Origin of the sequence: Rhizobium sp. 2MFCol3.1, from assembly GCF_000377565.1 — a bacterium.
Classification (GTDB): Bacteria; Pseudomonadota; Alphaproteobacteria; order Rhizobiales; family Rhizobiaceae; genus Rhizobium.
Genome location: NZ_KB898358.1, coordinates 159,787 through 175,704 on the forward strand (window position 1 = coordinate 159,787; position 15,918 = coordinate 175,704).

General features: G+C 63.3%; 12 protein-coding genes. 9 read left to right on the plus strand and 3 right to left on the minus strand.

The features are described 5' to 3' along the window. Positions 1–19: 19 nt before the first annotated feature. The 7 genes from phnE (D460_RS0114280) to D460_RS0114310 all read left to right on the plus strand — a co-directional run bounded on the left by phnE (D460_RS0114280) (position 20) and on the right by D460_RS0114310 (position 6,605). On the plus strand, positions 20–1,000 hold the full coding sequence (phnE, locus tag D460_RS0114280; protein ID WP_018899240.1) for a phosphonate ABC transporter, permease protein PhnE: 981 nt from the start codon (positions 20–22) through the stop codon (positions 998–1,000). Next, positions 1,000–2,346 (plus strand): phosphonate ABC transporter, permease protein PhnE, encoded by a 1,347-nt coding sequence (gene phnE / locus D460_RS0114285; RefSeq protein WP_018899241.1) that lies wholly within the window; start codon positions 1,000–1,002, stop codon positions 2,344–2,346. The genes phnE (D460_RS0114280) and phnE (D460_RS0114285) overlap by 1 nt, the downstream gene beginning before the upstream one ends. A 120-nt stretch (positions 2,347–2,466) precedes the next feature. Beyond that, positions 2,467–3,162: a DUF1045 domain-containing protein gene (locus tag D460_RS0114290; protein WP_018899242.1), complete on the plus strand. Its 696-nt coding sequence runs from the start codon at positions 2,467–2,469 to the stop codon at positions 3,160–3,162. 14 nt (positions 3,163–3,176) lie between these two features. Next, the gene (locus D460_RS0114295) at positions 3,177–4,316 is read left to right on the plus strand and encodes an alpha-D-ribose 1-methylphosphonate 5-triphosphate diphosphatase (RefSeq protein ID WP_018899243.1); all 1,140 of its coding nucleotides are present in this window, start codon (positions 3,177–3,179) and stop codon (positions 4,314–4,316) included. Continuing rightward, on the plus strand, positions 4,313–4,927 hold the full coding sequence (gene phnN, locus D460_RS0114300; RefSeq protein WP_018899244.1) for a phosphonate metabolism protein/1,5-bisphosphokinase (PRPP-forming) PhnN: 615 nt from the start codon (positions 4,313–4,315) through the stop codon (positions 4,925–4,927). Before D460_RS0114295 ends, phnN begins: the two co-directional genes overlap by 4 nt. A 5-nt stretch (positions 4,928–4,932) precedes the next feature. Next, positions 4,933–5,472: a GrpB family protein gene (locus D460_RS0114305; RefSeq protein WP_018899245.1), complete on the plus strand. Its 540-nt coding sequence runs from the start codon at positions 4,933–4,935 to the stop codon at positions 5,470–5,472. A gap of 707 nt (positions 5,473–6,179) precedes the next feature. Continuing rightward, positions 6,180–6,605 (plus strand): GFA family protein, encoded by a 426-nt coding sequence (locus D460_RS0114310; RefSeq protein WP_018899246.1) that lies wholly within the window; start codon positions 6,180–6,182, stop codon positions 6,603–6,605. Between the two features lie 96 nt (positions 6,606–6,701). Here D460_RS0114310 and D460_RS0114315 read toward each other — a convergent pair whose 3' ends face one another. From D460_RS0114315 to polA, 3 genes are all read right to left on the minus strand, one after another. Then, positions 6,702–8,072, minus strand: coding sequence for an MATE family efflux transporter (locus D460_RS0114315; RefSeq protein WP_018899247.1), 1,371 nt, complete (start codon positions 8,070–8,072; stop codon positions 6,702–6,704). Positions 8,073–8,592: 520 nt separating this feature from the next. Further along, entirely contained in the window at positions 8,593–11,298 is a 2,706-nt protein-coding gene (locus tag D460_RS0114320) for a DNA translocase FtsK (RefSeq protein WP_018899248.1), read from the minus strand. A gap of 173 nt (positions 11,299–11,471) precedes the next feature. Then, positions 11,472–14,471 (minus strand): DNA polymerase I, encoded by a 3,000-nt coding sequence (gene polA / locus D460_RS0114325; protein ID WP_018899249.1) that lies wholly within the window; start codon positions 14,469–14,471, stop codon positions 11,472–11,474. Between the two features lie 181 nt (positions 14,472–14,652). On the opposite strand from polA, the gene D460_RS0114330 reads away from it, so the two are divergent. Further along, the gene (locus D460_RS0114330) at positions 14,653–15,135 is read left to right on the plus strand and encodes a hypothetical protein (protein WP_018899250.1); all 483 of its coding nucleotides are present in this window, start codon (positions 14,653–14,655) and stop codon (positions 15,133–15,135) included. A gap of 365 nt (positions 15,136–15,500) precedes the next feature. Continuing rightward, entirely contained in the window at positions 15,501–15,917 is a 417-nt protein-coding gene (locus D460_RS0114335; RefSeq protein WP_018899251.1) for a MarR family transcriptional regulator, read from the plus strand. Position 15,918 lies beyond the last annotated feature (1 nt).

The following is a 15,918-nucleotide window of genomic DNA, read 5'->3' on the forward strand; positions in this document are numbered from 1 at the left end:
TTCAACAAGGATGCTCAACATGGCGCACGTGGCCGAACCCGACCACATGGGCGGACTGCAGCAAGGCTCCCGCACAATTCTCGATCATTACCAGCAGCAGGTCCGGACCCGGCGTATCTACACCGTGATCTCGATCGTTGTGTTCCTGATCGTCCTCGGTGCCTCGCTCGATTTCGCCAACAGCGCCAATTCGGGCAAGTTCTTCGAGCGCCTTCCCTATCTCTTCGACTTCATGAAGCACTTCGTGCCTGATAGCCCGCTCGAAATCTTCCGTGCCATGTTCGATCTGCCGTCGCCCTATGCCGATGGCTCGATCAAGTATGATTACGTCAGCGACCGCGTCTACATCACCGACAGCTTCTACATCCCGAATTTCTTCTACCAGCTGGCGATCACCATCAACGTCGCCATCGTCTCGACCATTCTCGGTGCATCCGGCGCCTTCGTGCTCTGCTTCTTCGCCTCGACCAATCTGGTCGGCGCCGGCGCCACCCGCTGGGTCGTGCGCCGCATCATGGAAATCCTGCGCGCCTTCCCGGAGATCGTGATTGCCGGCCTGCTCGCCGCCATCCTGTCGATCGGCCCGATCTCGGCCATCATCGCGGTGTCGATCCACACCATCGGCGCGCTTGGAAAGCTGTTCTTCGAAGTGGTCGAGAATGCCGACATGAAGCCGGACGAGGGCCTGCGCGCATCCGGCGCCAGCTGGCTCGAGCGCGTCCGCTTCGCCATTCTGCCGCAGGTCATGCCCAATTTCGTCTCCTACACGCTGTTGCGTCTCGAGATCAACGTGCGCGCCTCCACCATCATCGGCGCCGTCGGCGGCGGCGGTATCGGCGAGGTCTTCAGCCTGGCGATCGGCCGCGATCACGCCGCGAAGACCTATGCCATCATCATCCTGCTTCTGATCACCGTCGTCTGCGTCGACCAGTTCTCCGCCTGGCTCCGCCGCCGCATGATCGGCAAGCAGTCCTTCGAATTCGGCCGAGGAGCAGCCTGATGTCGTCGCTCACAGTCAACGCCGCCGATCGCCAGCGCCTGCTGGACAATTATCCCGAGGTCTTCCACCGCAGCTTCATGCAGCGCTGGGGTCTCGCGCTCATCGCCGGCCTCGTCATCATCTACCTCGCGCTCGCATTCAATTTCTTCAAGGTCATCCCGACCTTCGTCAACGGCAATTGGGACCGCGCCTCGATCTACGTCCAGGACTGGTATTCCTGGCGCGCCCAGCCGCGCCTGCGCTTCGTCGATGGCAAGGTCGTGCCGCAATGGACCAGCCGTGGCCAGTATCCGAAGGATGCGGTCATCGCATGGATGCTGCCGACGGCTGCCGGCGGCTACACCGTCACCTACGGCAGCGATGCCGACCGCATGGAAGTGACGCCTGAACGTGTCGACGTCTATCTCGGCGGCAAGCTCTATCCTGTCGAGATCACCAAGGATCGCGCCATCCTGCCGCCGGGTGCGCCCGCCGTCATGAAGCAGGACGACAGCAAGGTCACCGTCTCCTTCGGCTTCGAGGGCCAGGCGGAAATCCGCTCGACGCAGGTCTATGTGCAGCGCCGCTTCCTCGGCTGGGCCAATTTCTTCTTCGACACGCAGTCGCCCTTCTGGGGCAAGAGCCTCGTCGATGTCGCCGGCCTCATGCTGTCGGGTGATCGCATCGATCCCGCGCAGTCCAACGCCTCGCTCGTGCTCGACAATTTCCTCAACAATGCAAGCTGGCAGCACGGCGATATCCTGTCGAAGCTGATGCAGACGCTGGTCATGGCCTTTGTCGGTACGTTGCTCGGCTCGCTCTTCGCCTTTCCGCTGGCCTTCATCGCCGCGCGCAATATCACGCTCAACCGCTCGGCCAACTGGGCGACGAAGCGCCTCTTCGATTTCCTGCGCTCCATCGACATGCTGATCTGGGCGCTGTTCTTCACCCGCGCCTTCGGACCCGGGCCGATCCCCGGCATCGCCGCCATCTTCTTCACCGACACCGGCGCGCTGGGCAAGGTCTATGCCGAGGCGCTGGAGAATGTGGATGACAAGCAGCGCGAGGGCGTCAAGTCGGTGGGTGCATCCCCCGTCGTCGTCCAGCGCTTCGGCGTGGTGCCGCAAGTGCTGCCGATCTTCATCTCGCAGTCGCTCTATTTCTGGGAATCCAACACCCGCTCGGCCACCGTCATCGGCGCTGTCGGCGCAGGTGGTATCGGTCTGAAACTCCTGGAATCCATGAAGACCAATTCCGATTGGGACAAGGTCGCCTACATGGTGCTCCTCATCCTCATCGTCGTCTTCGTCTTCGACAATATCTCCAATGCGCTGCGTTCGCGGGTGATGGGCAAAAAGACCCATTGATGGGTCTTGATCATCATCATTCTGTCACGGAAATCTTTTAGCCGGAAGCAAGCTTGCGGCGGGCGGTCAAATCACGGCAGACTGCCTCCCGCATCCACATAGATTTCCGGGATACTGGCCTTGCGATACGCACTCTATTTCACGCCGCCGAAGGGTGATCCCTTGAACGTGGCGGCTGCCCATTGGCTCGGCCGCGATGCCTTCACCGGCGAAACTTATCCGGCTCCCGATTATCCTGATCTCCCGGCCGCCGAGCAGTTCGAGCTCACCGCCGATCCGCGCCGCTACGCCTTCCACGCCACCATCAAGGCGCCGTTCCATCTCGCCTCCTCGGTCACCGAAAAGGATCTCATCCAGGCCGTCGAGGATTTCGCGGACCGCACGCCGGCCTTCGAGATCCCCGAGCTCGTGCTCGGCCAGCTCGGCCGGTTCTTCGCGCTCGTGCCCGGCTCCCTGCATCCGCCGCTTCAGCAATTCGCGGCCTCCGTGGTAAAGTCCTTCGAACCGTTCCGCGCGGCACTGTCTGAAGCCGATATCGCCCGGCGCAATCCGGACAAGCTCAGCGAAAGCCAGAGGGCCAATCTGTTGCGCTGGGGCTATCCTTACGTGATGGATGACTTCGGTTTCCACATGACGCTTTCCGGCCAGGTGCCGGAAGAGCGCGCCGAGGTGATGAAGACCATTCTCGCCGAGCGTTTCGCCGCCTTCACCGGCCGGCCGCTTTTGATTTCGGGCCTTGCCGTTTTCGTCGAAGAGACGCGCGGCGCGCCATTTACCGCCCATTCCTGGTGGCCGCTTGCCGCCGCCAAACCTTGAAAGATCTGACGCCCATGACCAAAGAAACCGTCTTCTCCAACGCCCGCATCGTCCTCGAGGATGAAATCGTCGAAGGATCGGTCCTCGTTCGCGACGGCAAGATCGAGGATATCGCAAGCGGCAGCTCCCGCCTCGGCGAGGATTTCGAGGGCGATTACCTGATCCCCGGCCTGGTCGAGCTGCACACCGATCATCTGGAAGGCCATTATTCGCCCCGCCCCGGCCTGCGCTGGAACAAGACGGCGGCGATCCAGGCGCATGACGCCCAGATCGTGACGTCAGGCATCACCACGGTCTTCGATTGCCTGCGCATGGGCGCCGACGAAGACGGCGGCTTCGAGCATGGCGAGATGCGCGACATGGCCGATGCCATCCAGAAGGCCGAGAAAGAGGGCCGCCTGCGCGCCGAGCACCTCATCCACCTGCGCTGCGAAGTCTCAGCCGACAACGTGCTGCAGCACTTCGCCGATTTCGAAAACGACCCCTATGTCCGCCTCGTCTCGCTGATGGACCATGCGCCTGGCCAGCGCCAGTTCCAGACCATGGACCAGTACATCTTCTACTACCAGAAGAAGCGCGGCCTCACCGATGCCGAGTTCGCAAAGTTCGTCGATCGCCGGGTCTCTGAATCCGAGCGCAACTCGACGCCGCACCGCGTCGCGATCTCGAAGGTCTGCGCCGAGCGCGGCATCACCGTCGCCAGCCACGACGACGCCACGCTCGCCCATGTCGACGAGGCGATCGAAAACGGCGTGCGTCTCGCCGAATTCCCGACCAGCTTCGACGCAGCCAAGGCCTCGCATGAAAACGGCATGAGCGTTCTCATGGGCGCGCCCAACATCGTGCGCGGCAAGTCGCACTCCGGCAACATCGCTGCGCGCGATCTCGCTGAGCGCGGCGTGCTCGACGTTCTCTCGTCCGATTACGTGCCGCTCAGCCTGCTCTACGCACCCTTCCTGATCGCCGACGAAGTCGAGAGCATCTCGCTGCCGAAGGCGATCGCCATGGTGACGTCGACGCCGGCGCGCACCGTGAGCCTCAACGACCGCGGCCGCATCGCAACCGGGCTCCGCGCCGATCTCGTTCGCGTCTTCCGCGACGAGGGCGTTCCGGTCAGCCGCTCCGTCTGGCGCGAAGGGCGCCGGGTCGCATGACCGCGCACGAAACGCATCCCTCGCACGAGCCCCACGTCGTTCCCGGAACCGAGCACGGCATCATGGTGGTCGTGGTCGGCCCCTCCGGCGCCGGCAAGGACACGCTGATGGCAGCCGCCGCCCGGCATTTCAGGCAGCGGCAGGACGTCCATTTCGTCCGCCGCGTCATCACCCGCGATCACGACGCCGGCGGCGAGGATCATCTCGCCGTCTCGCCTCAGGGCTTCGCCTCGATGGAGCAGGCCGGCAGCTTCTCCGTCTGGTGGGAAGCCCACGGCCTGAAATACGGCATCCCCTCGGAAGTCTCGGTGTCGCTGTCAGCGGGAAGCCTCGTCATCGCCAACGGCTCACGCTCGGCGCTGCACCATTTCCACGCCGTCTTCCCCCGCCTGAAGGTGATCAACGTCACCGCCCGCGCCGACGTGCTGGCAAGCCGGCTGGAGGCCCGCGGCCGCGAGACCCACGAAGACATCATGGCCCGCCTGGCCCGCGGCCCGCTCACCGTGCGCGGTGATTACGACGTCGTCGATCTCGACAATAGCGGGTCCCTGGAACAGGGCGAACGCCGCATGGTCGAGGTGCTCGAGGGCTTCCTCCAGGAAATCGGCTGACGACGATGCGGCCGATCCGGCCAAATCGACCAATCCTGGTTATCCAGTATGATCCGCGTTGGCCCTCGTTCTTCCAGGCCGCGCGCGACGAACTCCTGTCGCTCGCGCCCGACCTCATCCTCGCTGTCGAACACATCGGCAGCACCGCCGTCCCCGGCCTCGCCGCCAAGCCGAAAATCGACCTCGACGCCGTCCTGATCGACGCTGCCGCCCTCGCCACCCTCACCGAGAAACTCACGCTCTCCGGCTTCCGCGCCCACGGCGACCCGCATGGCGACGGCCGCCTGCCATTCACCCGCGAGCACGAAGGTTACGGCCTGCGCCTCTACCTCTGCCTTGAGGCGAACCCCGCCCACCACGACCGCCTCCTCTTCCGCGACCACCTCCGCCTCCACCCGGACCGCGCCGCCGAATACCAGGCGCTGAAGCAGCGCCTCGCCGAGGAAGCCGCCGGCGACTGGGACCACTACACTGGCGGCAAGAGCGCCTTCGTTGCCGAGACGCTGCGCCGCGCCGAGGCCGAGATATCGGCGTCGCGGGGATAATTTTGTTGCGCGGCGAAAGAAATCGCCGCGATATCAGCCGCTTGAGAATTTCGTCGTCCCCATCCATCCCCGCCGCGGTCGTCGCTCCCATACTGACAGCGTCATTGGACAGGGAGCCGGGTCGCGAACCGGATCTGACACATCAGGGCGCAAGCCCGGCGTCCGGTGATGGTTGTTGAAAGGTGGGTGATTTGGTCGTCAGGACCTCTCATCCCTCCGGAAGCGAAAGGCCGAGAGACGCTCCTGTCGGCCTGGATATCCGGAAGTCTTGATATGATCGGGCAGGCGATATTGCCTGACAATCATACTTTATACCGACCGTCGCCTGCCCATTCCCAGCTTGTCATGCCGTCGCGGAGAGGTCTCCGGCGCGGGGTTTTGCGGTGTTCGTATTGCTGGAGTCGCAACGTTTGAGCCCGCGGCCCCCTCATCGCCTCGCTATCGCTCCGGCACTTCTCCCCGCTGGGGAGAAGGGGCTGGGCGCACTGTTTTGCGCGATCTTGAGCGTCCCTGAAACGTCCCTAAGAAACATTGAGAAGATGACCGGGCGAGCGGCCGCCACTTGTCTCTTCTCCCCCGCGGGGAGAAGGTGCCGGCAGGCGGATGAGGGGGCTCCTGGCGCTAACGTCACCCACAAAATCCCATCCCGTCTTGCAGCCGACACACCCCTTCTCTACCGTCCGACCAACATCACAAGGTACCACCCCATGACCGACGCAAGACCCCAGCATAACGCCGCCTGCCACTGCGGCACGGTAAAGTTCAAGGTGCGGCTGACCGACGAGTTCAACACCATCCGCCGCTGCACCTGCTCCTATTGTCGCATGCGCGGCGCCATCGCCGCCTCCGCCAATCTCGACGACATCGAGTTCGTCGAGGGCGAGGACAATCTGACGCTCTATCAGTTCCACACCGGCACGGCGAAGCACTACTTCTGCAAGACCTGCGGCATCTACACCCACCACCAGCGTCGCTCCAATACCAGCCAATTCGGCATCAACGTCGCCGTCCTCGAAGGCGTCAGCCCCTTCGATTTCGCCGAAGTAAAGGTCATGAACGGCATCGCCCACCCCAACGATGCCGGCGGCACATCCGAGGTCGCCGGCGTGCTTTGGTTCGAGCCGTTCGAGTGAACGACGGGCGATGCTCGGTCGCTGGCTGAATGCCCGCAGGAACTGTCGCCGCGCTTGGGCGTCCTGCGGCCAATGATCTTTATGCTTCCGGCTCCATCACCCCTGTCTCATCCGCTCTTCGCCGCGCATCGCGACCGCGCCGAGAACCACCGCAGCGATCGCCACGGTCAGCCCGTCAGCGATCGGAAACGCGAACCAGATGGCCGTTCGGTCCAAGAAAGCGGCGATGACAATGATGGCGACCGGAACAAGCACGAACGACTTCATCAGCGTCAGAAGCCCGGCCTGTAGAGGTCGGCCGATCGCCTGGAAGTAAAGCGCGAGCACCAGCACCGGCCCCGAAAACAGATAGAGCGCTGCCATCGGTCTAAGAATTCTAGCGACCTCCTCGATGACGCCGGCATCGGCGATAAAGGCGGAGGCGATCATTTTGCCTTTTGTCAGAAGCAACAGTTCGACGGCGGCGCCATAGACGAAGGCCGTTGCCACGGCGATCCGCAGGACCTGGTCGGCGCGATCCCAGCGCCCGGCTCCGACATCGTTGCCGACGATGCTCTGCATGGCGAGCGCTGCGGCCATGGGCGGCAGGAAGGCGAAACCGAGGATGCGCGTGATGATGCCATAGGCGGCGACCGCCTGCGAATGGCCTTCGCCTGAGGCCGGCAGCGCAAGAACCACGCAGGTCGCCGTCAGCGCCATCCCCAGGAACGTGAGACTGACGGGAGCGCCGAGTGCCGCGATCTTCCCCCATTGCCCATACCATGCGTTCCGCCGCAGGACGCCAAGCGGCATCATGCCCCGGGATCGCCGCCGGCCCTCGATAAGGAGAGCGAGGCCCGCCGCCTGCGCCAAGACGGTGCTCAAGGCCGACCCCGCAACGCCCATCGCAAGCGGCACGATCAGGATGTAGTTGAAGAGGATGTTGATCGATGTCACGCCGAGCGACATCAGCGCCATGCTGCCCGCCCGGCCTTCATTGCGCCAGGCATCCGCATGGATGACAAGCAGGAACTGCAGCGGCGTGCCCAGAAGAGTGATCATCAGGAACACCCAAGCCATCCTGGCAACCGGCTGCGCCGTTCCGGCCATCCGCGTTGCAAACGTCCAGCCCCCGATAAGGAAGAGCAGGATCAGCGCCAGGCCGATCATGATGGCCAGACCATGCGCCCGGGCAAATGTCGCGCCCGCCTCTTCGCGCGCACCGGCGCCGAGTTGTCTGGCAAGCAGGCTGGACATGCCGCTGCCTACAAGCGTCGAAAGCGCAATAGTGAGCAGCAGAACGGGAAACGCGACACTGATGGCCGCTATGGCCTCTTCCCCGACAAAGCGTCCAAGAAAGGCGGCATCAACGATACCGAGCAGGCCGTTCATCGTCATGATGGCCACCATCGGCAGGGCGGTCGTGGCAAAGATCCGGCCCACGGGCGCGGTCAGGAATCGATTATCGGGTGATTGTCTCGCAGACATCACGCACTCCTCACATGAGGCATTTCGATTGAGGAGGGAGCCTGCATTGCCACCAACGAAATGCTTCGAGGGTGAGACGATATCCACGTCGAGCTTTTACCGTGACTTGCGTCCGCAGGCGGCAGGCACTCGAAACCTGCACCGGATCAATCATTTTGACGCGGATCTGTCAATTCGAAAACCGGCGACCACGGGGTGGCGGTGGGTGGAGATGGGGTTTGGGAAAAGGAAATGTGAGACTGGGGTGCCCTTCGCTTGTCGCTCAGGGCGTCGCTTCCGCTCCACCCCCTCATTGCCTCGCTGTCGCTCCGGCACTTCTCCCCGTTGGGGAGAAGGGGCAGGTGGTTGCCGCTCTGCGCCACCTTGGATGTTGATTTCCAGCCGGCTAACGAGTGACAATATCGCTCAAGGCGCAGCCACGAGTCTCTTCTCCCCAACGGGGAGAAGGTGGCGGCAGCCGGATGAGGGGGCTCCGGGTTCCGAGTTCAATTTTTCTGTGCTGCACCCCCGGCGAGAGACCTCAATCCCCCTCGCCACGCCCATTGACGATCTCGCGCTTGCCGACATGGTTGGCCGGGCCGACCAGCCCTTCCTTCTCCATGCGCTCGACGAGCGAAGCGGCGCGGTTGTAGCCGATGCCGAGGCGGCGCTGGATGTAGGAGGTCGAGCACTTCTTGTCGCGCAGGACGACCTTGACGGCCTTGTCGTAGAGGTCGTTGCCGTCCTCGGCCGCCATGTCGCCCTTGTCGAACACGGCGCTGTCTTCCTCCTCGCCGTCTTCCTCTTCGTCGGCGGTCACCGTGTCGAGATATTCCGGCCGCCCCTGCGTCTTCAGATGCGCCACGACCTTCTCGACCTCGGCGTCGGAGACGAACGGGCCGTGGACGCGCGAGATGCGGCCGCCGCCCTGCATGTGCAGCATGTCGCCCTGGCCGAGCAGCTGTTCGGCGCCCTGTTCGCCAAGGATCGTGCGGCTGTCGATCTTCGACGTCACCTGGAAGGAGATGCGGGTCGGGAAGTTGGCCTTGATCGTGCCGGTGATGACATCGACCGAGGGACGCTGCGTCGCCATGATCAGGTGGATGCCGGCGGCGCGCGCCATCTGCGCCAAACGCTGGATCGCGCCTTCGATCTCCTTGCCGGCCACCATCATCAGGTCGGCCATCTCGTCGACGATGACGACGATGTAAGGCATCGGCGTCAGGTCGAGTTCCTGTTGTTCCTCGATCGGCGCACCGGTGCTGCGGTCGAAGCCGGTCTGCACCATGATGTGGATCGTCTCGCCCTTTTCCTTGGCCTGCGCCACGCGGCTGTTGTAGCCGTCGATATTGCGCACGCCGAGGCGCGACATCTTGCGATAGCGCTCTTCCATCTCGCGCACCGCCCACTTCAGCGCCATCACGGCCTTCTTCGGGTCGGTCACGACGGGAGTGAGCAGATGCGGAATGCCGTCATAGATCGACAGTTCCAGCATCTTCGGATCGATCATGATCAGACGGCACTGTTCCGGCGTCATCCGGTAGAGCAGCGACAGGATCATCGTGTTGACGGCGACCGACTTGCCGGAACCGGTGGTGCCGGCAACGAGCAGATGCGGCATCTTCGCAAGCTCGGCGATCACAGGCTCGCCGCCGATCGTCTTGCCGAGCCCTAGCGCCAGCTTGTAGCTGCTCTTCTCGAAATCGGCGCTCTCGATCATCTCGCGGAAATAGACGGTTTCGCGCAGCGCGTTCGGCAGTTCGATGCCGATGACATTGCGGCCGGGCACCACGGCGACGCGCGCCGAAAGGGCCGACATCGAGCGGGCGATATCGTCGGCAAGGCCGATGACGCGCGAGGATTTCACGCCCGGCGCCGGCTCGAATTCATAGAGCGTAACGACAGGGCCAGGGCGCACATGGATGATCTCGCCCTTGATGCCGAAATCTTCCAGAACACTTTCCAGAAGCCCTGCATTCTGCTCCAGCGCTTCCTGCGACATGATCTCGCCGACGCGTTCCGGCGGCTCCTGCAGCAGCGAGTTGGAGGGAAACTCGTAGCCCGAGGCATCGACCTTGGAGGGCACGAACTTGTGCGCCACCATACGGGCAGCGGGCGCCAGCGGCGCGATCGCCGGCTGCGAGCGAACCGGCATCGGCGCGATCGGCTGCGCTACTGATGGCTGCGGCTCGATGGCGATCGGCTGCACGATCTGCGGGGCAGGGGCGGGCGCCAGTGCCTCGGCGGCAGCTGCCTGCTGCTTCAGTCTCACCGCAAGCGGCTGGCGGATCGGCGCGCGACCAGTGGTCGGTGCAGGCGCCACGACGACAGGTGCTGCAACGGAAACGGCAGGCGCAACTGTTACGACGGGCGTGGTGATCGGGGCCACGACCGGAGCGGGGGCAACGGCGACCGGCAGCGGCGCGGCATAGGGAGCGGCGACGACGGGCTGCTTGCCCGGGCGCCATTCCATGATGCGGAACTGGCTGATGATCGAGTGCGGTTCGGAGACGGTCTGCGGCGCGACGATCTGCACCTGCGGTGCCGCTTCCACCGGCTCGACGGGCGCCTCGCCATCCTCGAAGGACATGACTTCCCAGAAGGCGAAGTCGGAGATCGAGGAGAGGTTGGAAGAGGCATGGAACTGCGCCTCGTCGGAGGTCTCGGAAACGACGATCGCGTTTTCCTCGACGGCGGCGACATTGGCTACCGGCTGGTAGACGTCGAACGGCACGTTGACGACGGGCGCGACCAAGGGTGCGCGAGACGTGACCAAAGGCGCGCGTGGGCCGGCCGGCTGCGACGCATATGCATTGCGCAGCGCCTGCTGCTGAACGTGGGGCTGCGGCTGCGTGACGGCAGGCTGCATGGCGGCCTGTCGGGCGACATAGCCCTGGCGCGGCTGCGCGGCGGGCTGCGGCGTCACGACGATCGGCTGGGCCACCGGCGCCATCACCTTCACGGCCGCCGGTGCTACCGCTTGGGTGGGCTGCGGGACAGGTGTCGGCGCGGCTGCCACGACCTGTTCCGGCTCCATCACCCGCTGCTGCACCGGCTCGGCCGGCTGCTTGCGCGGGTTGATCTGGCTTTCCGGCGTGCGGGTAAAGCGGACATTCGGCGCCAGCGAAAAGTGATTCTGCCAGATCGGCGGCACCGGCTTCTCGCCGGCCTGTTCCTGCAGCTGTTCGCCCTGGGTGTCGGCGGAAACCTCGCCTGCATCCGTCAGATTGGTTCTAGGAAAGCGCATACGACAGCCACTCACTCATGATTGGTAACTATTATCCTCTTCCGGCTTAGGAAATGAAGGTTAATAAGTTCCTTCTCGACGCCCCTGCGGGACAGCCGCCGCAAGGCGTAATTAGAGTGTTTTCAGTGGCTTGCTTGATAAAGAAAATTTTAGCGATTTTTCGACGAGGCACTCTAGTGCGCCTCGTCCCAGTTGGTCGCCGCGCGCGCATCCACCTTCAGCGGCACACGCATTTCGAGCGCCGGCATGGTGGCGTTTTCCATCACCGAAACGATAACAGGCATCGCCTTGTCGACGTCCTCGTCCTCGACCTCGAAGATCAGTTCGTCGTGCACCTGCAGCAGCATGCGCACCCGCTCGGAAAGCCCGACCTCGGCCAGCGCTGGCTCCATCTTGATCATCGCCCGGCGGATCACGTCGGCGGCCGAACCCTGGATCGGCGCGTTGATCGCCGCGCGCTCGTTGAAAGCGCGAACCGAGGGGTTGGAGGAACGAATCTCCGGATAGTTGATTCGCCGCCCGAAGATCGTCTCGACATAGCCCTTGTCGCGCGCCTGCTGCTTGGTGCTGTCCATGTAGTCGCGAATGCCGGGGAAGCGCTCGAAATAGCGCTTGATGTAGTCGCTGGCTTCCGAGCGCTCGATCGAGAGCTGGTTGGCGAGGCCGAAGGCCGAGATGCCGTAGATGATGCCGAAGTTGATCGCCTTGGCGCGGCGGCGCACCTCCGACGGCATGCCCTCGACCGGAACGCCGAACATTTCGGACGCCGTCATCGCGTGAATGTCGATCCCGTCGGCGAAGGCCTGCGTCAGCTGCGGGATCTCGGCGACATGGGCAAGCACGCGCAGCTCGATCTGGCTGTAGTCGGCCGAGATCAGCTTGTGGCCCGGCGTCGAGATGAAGGCGGTGCGGATCTTGCGGCCTTCGGCGGTGCGAACCGGAATGTTCTGCAGGTTGGGTTCCGACGAGGAAAGCCGCCCCGTCGTCGTAGACGCCAGAGAGTAGGAGGTATGCACCCGCTTCGTCTCAGGGTGCACATAGCCCGGCAGCGCGTCGGTATAGGTCGATTTGAGCTTGGTCAGCTGCCGCCAGTCGACGATCTTGCGCGGCAGTTCCAGCCCGGCCGCCGCCAGATCCTCCAGTACGCTGGCCGAGGTCGACCATTGCCCGGTCTTGGTCTTCGAGCCGCCGGCAAGGCCCATCTTGCCGAACAGGATGTCGCCCAGCTGTTTCGGCGAGCCGATGTTGAAACGCTCGCCGGCCAGCTGATAGATCTCGTCCTCCAGCCGTGCGGCACCCTGCGCCAGCTCGCCCGAGAGCCGCGACAGGATCTGCCGGTCGACGGTGATCCCCCGCTCTTCCATATGCGCGAGCACGGGCAGCAGAGGCCGTTCCAGCCGCTCATAGACCGATGTCAGCTTCTCGGCCGCCAGCCGCGGCTTCAGCACCATCCAGAGCCTGAGCGTCACGTCGGCATCTTCTGCCGCGTAATGCGTGGCGCGGTCGATATCGACGAGGTCGAAGGAGATGTTCGACTTGCCGCTACCGGCCACATCCTTGTAGGCGATTGGCTTGTGGTTGAGGAATTTCTCCGACAGCGGGTCCATGCCATGCGCGCCGGTGCCGGCGTCGAGCACGTAGGAGATCAGCATCGTGTCGTCGAAGTTCTTGGTCTCGACGCCGTAGCGCTTCATCAGCAGGTAGTCGTATTTCAGGTTCTGGGCGACCTTGAGCACCGACTGGTCCTCGAGCAGCGCCTTCAGCCGCGGCAGCGCGTCGCGCATCGCGATCTGGTTCTCGGCCATGCCGCCGCCCAAGAGATCGCCGACGCCGGTCTTGTGGCCAAGCGGCACATAGGCGGCGCGGATGTTGACGCCCGTGGGGCTCTTCGCGTTATCGGCAATCGCCATCGAGAAGCCGACGAGCTCGGCCTGCATCGCATCGAGCGAGGTCGTCTCGGTGTCGAAGCCGATCACGCCGGTCTCGCGCGCATCCGCGATCCACCTGTCGAGCGTCGCGACATCCCGGATCGTCACATAGCGCGAATGGTCGAAGGGCAGGTTGGCGAAGGCGTCGGCCCGCGACTTGGCGAAGTCGGACGGCGTGAAGCTGCCCTCGGGCGCAGCCACGCCGTTGACCTTAGTGGGAACAGCGACGGCATCGCCGACGACCTCAGGCGTTCCGCCGGCAACCGGCGCCGGCTCGGCTACGTCGAGATCAGGGCCATGCGCATTGGCGCCCCACTCGACCGGCACGTCCACCGCGTCGATTACACTCGCGTCGCATTCGCAGGCCTCGGCCACGCGCCGCGTCAGGCTGGTGAACTGCATGGCTTTGAGGAAGCCGATCAGCTTCGGCCCGTCCTGCGCTTCGAGAATGAGGTCGGCGACGGCAAGCTCCAGCGGCACGTCTGTCCTGAGCTTGACGAGTTCACGCGACAGCCGCGCCTTGTCGGCATTCTCGATGATCGTCTGCCGGCGCTTCTCCTGCTTGATCTCGGTGGCGCGCTCGAGCAGCGTGTCGAGGTCGCCATATTCGGCAAGCAGCGTCGCCGCCGTCTTCGGGCCGATGCCGGGAATACCAGGCACGTTGTCGACGGAATCGCCGGTCATCGCCTGCAGGTCGATCATCTTTTCCGGCGGCACGCCCCATTTCTCGATCACGTCAGGGATGCCGATCTGCTTGTCCTTCATGCTGTCGTACATGTGGACGTTATCGGTGACGAGCTGCATCAGATCCTTGTCGGAGGAGACGATCGTCACGTCGGCGCCGAGCGCTTCGGCCTGGCGGGCATAGGTGGCGATGATGTCGTCGGCTTCGAAACCCTCTGTCTCGATGCAGGGCAGGTTGAAGGCGCGCGTTGCCTGGCGGATCAGCCCGAACTGCGGGATCAGCTCTTCGGGCGGTGCCGAGCGGTTGGCCTTGTAGGCGTCGTAGAGATCCTTGCGGAAGGTCTTCGACGAATAGTCGAAGATGACGGCGAGATGCGTCGGCGTCACGCCCACCGACGTGTCGCGCGCCTCCGTCAAAAGCTTCCACAGCATGTTGCAGAAGCCCGAGACGGCGCCGACAGGCAGCCCATCGGATTTGCGCGTCAGCGGCGGCAGGGCATGGAAGGCTCGAAAGATGAATCCGGAGCCGTCGACAAGAAAGAGATGATCGCCTTTTTTCATGGCAGCATGGATAGCGCGCCGGCCCTGCGAGGTCCATATAAAGTTAGGGTGCCGGCGCGTTGCGCACATGCTTGGGAAGTGCCGGAAAACGCCAGCAAACGGCCATAACCCCTCAATAGCTGCGGCTTGTTTCAGGCGTTTTTCGCCCATACATTGGGTCTGCGTTCAACGAGAGCCCGCGATGTCTGGAGCCCCTGAGTCACAGAGATACTTTCTCAACCAACTCTCCGTGCTCATCGATGGCATGAAGGGGTTGAGTACGCAGGTCGCCCGGCAGGTCGACGCGATGGGTCGGTACGACGTCGAATTTTTTAAGCTCGGGCGTTCCATGAACAAGTTCGAGAACGACTTGATCGACCTCAGGGCTGATATGGGAGGCGTGAAACTGGAGATAGGCCAGTTTCGCTCTGAGATGGGTCAGTTTCGCTCGGAGATGGAGGCTCGGCTCGGCGCGATCTTGAAGCGCATAGACGACCTGGAAGGCCGGGCACATGATATCGCCGATCATATCCAGGAACTGCGTTCCGATAGCCTGCGCCAGTACAACGAAGTGATCAACGCCGTGCAGGACAGTTATCAGAACCGGATGTCCGTTAACGATATCGAGGAGCGCCTCGCCGAACTCGAACGCCTCATCGGCCCGCGCCTGCCACCTGCGGCGTAGTCCTGCGCAAGTCGCTCACCGGACTGTTACCAAAATGTAATAGTCAATTCTTTTCTTTCCCTTGAAAAGCCACATTCGGAACTACAAATAAATATCACCGACGCGACATTGATCACGTCGAGGGTCTGATTGCCGGCTCGTCCCCCGCCGCATTGGACTTGGACAAAGGCCTCATCCCCTCTCCGGGCCTTTGTCCCCTATTTGAAGCCGCCATAGCCTTACCTCCAGGCTATGGCGGCTTTGTTTTTCTGCACTATCTCCAGCTGTATGAATATGAATGTCTGTCTTTCAAAGCATCGCATACGATTTGTTGCATTGCTCGTGGCTGGGTTTTGCGCCTAACTGAAAAAATGGGAACGGAACGAATGGACTCGGGAGCCTATCTCGCCAGCCAGCTGGCCAAGGGCTTTGCCCGCTCGCTGCAGCAGCGCGCGGCAAGGTTGGGTTTTTCGCCGGGTCAGTTTCCGATTCTGCTGGAGCTTTGGGCCGAGGACGGGCTGACGCAGAAGCAGCTGCTTGCCCGCGTCGATATCGAGCAGGCGACCATGGCCAACACGCTGTCGCGCATGGAGCGCGATGGCTTGATCGAGCGCCGCCCGCACCCGTCAGACAAGCGCGCCCAGCTGGTCTTCCTCACCGACCGCGCGAAAACGATGGAAAACGATGCGGTTCTCGCCGCCCGCGAGGCCGATCTCGCATTGTTCGATGGCTTCAAGACATTCGAGCGCGAGCTGACGCTGGAATACATCCGCCGTCTGCTGGAGAACGCCAAAAAACTCTGAG

Excerpts from the sequence above, each read along its gene's own strand:
- phnE (WP_018899240.1), top strand. The coding sequence starts at position 20 with ATGGCGCACGTGGCCGAACCCGACCACATGGGCGGACTGCAGCAAGGC.
- phnE (WP_018899241.1), top strand. The coding sequence starts at position 1,000 with ATGTCGTCGCTCACAGTCAACGCCGCCGATCGCCAGCGCCTGCTGGAC.
- D460_RS0114295 (WP_018899243.1), top strand. The coding sequence starts at position 3,177 with ATGACCAAAGAAACCGTCTTCTCCAACGCCCGCATCGTCCTCGAGGAT.
- phnN (WP_018899244.1), top strand. The coding sequence starts at position 4,313 with ATGACCGCGCACGAAACGCATCCCTCGCACGAGCCCCACGTCGTTCCC.
- D460_RS0114305 (WP_018899245.1), top strand. The coding sequence starts at position 4,933 with ATGCGGCCGATCCGGCCAAATCGACCAATCCTGGTTATCCAGTATGAT.
- D460_RS0114310 (WP_018899246.1), top strand. The coding sequence starts at position 6,180 with ATGACCGACGCAAGACCCCAGCATAACGCCGCCTGCCACTGCGGCACG.
- D460_RS0114315 (WP_018899247.1), bottom strand. The coding sequence starts at position 8,072 with ATGTCTGCGAGACAATCACCCGATAATCGATTCCTGACCGCGCCCGTG.
- D460_RS0114320 (WP_018899248.1), bottom strand. The coding sequence starts at position 11,298 with ATGCGCTTTCCTAGAACCAATCTGACGGATGCAGGCGAGGTTTCCGCC.
- polA (WP_018899249.1), bottom strand. The coding sequence starts at position 14,471 with ATGAAAAAAGGCGATCATCTCTTTCTTGTCGACGGCTCCGGATTCATC.
- D460_RS0114330 (WP_018899250.1), top strand. The coding sequence starts at position 14,653 with ATGTCTGGAGCCCCTGAGTCACAGAGATACTTTCTCAACCAACTCTCC.
- D460_RS0114335 (WP_018899251.1), top strand. The coding sequence starts at position 15,501 with ATGGACTCGGGAGCCTATCTCGCCAGCCAGCTGGCCAAGGGCTTTGCC.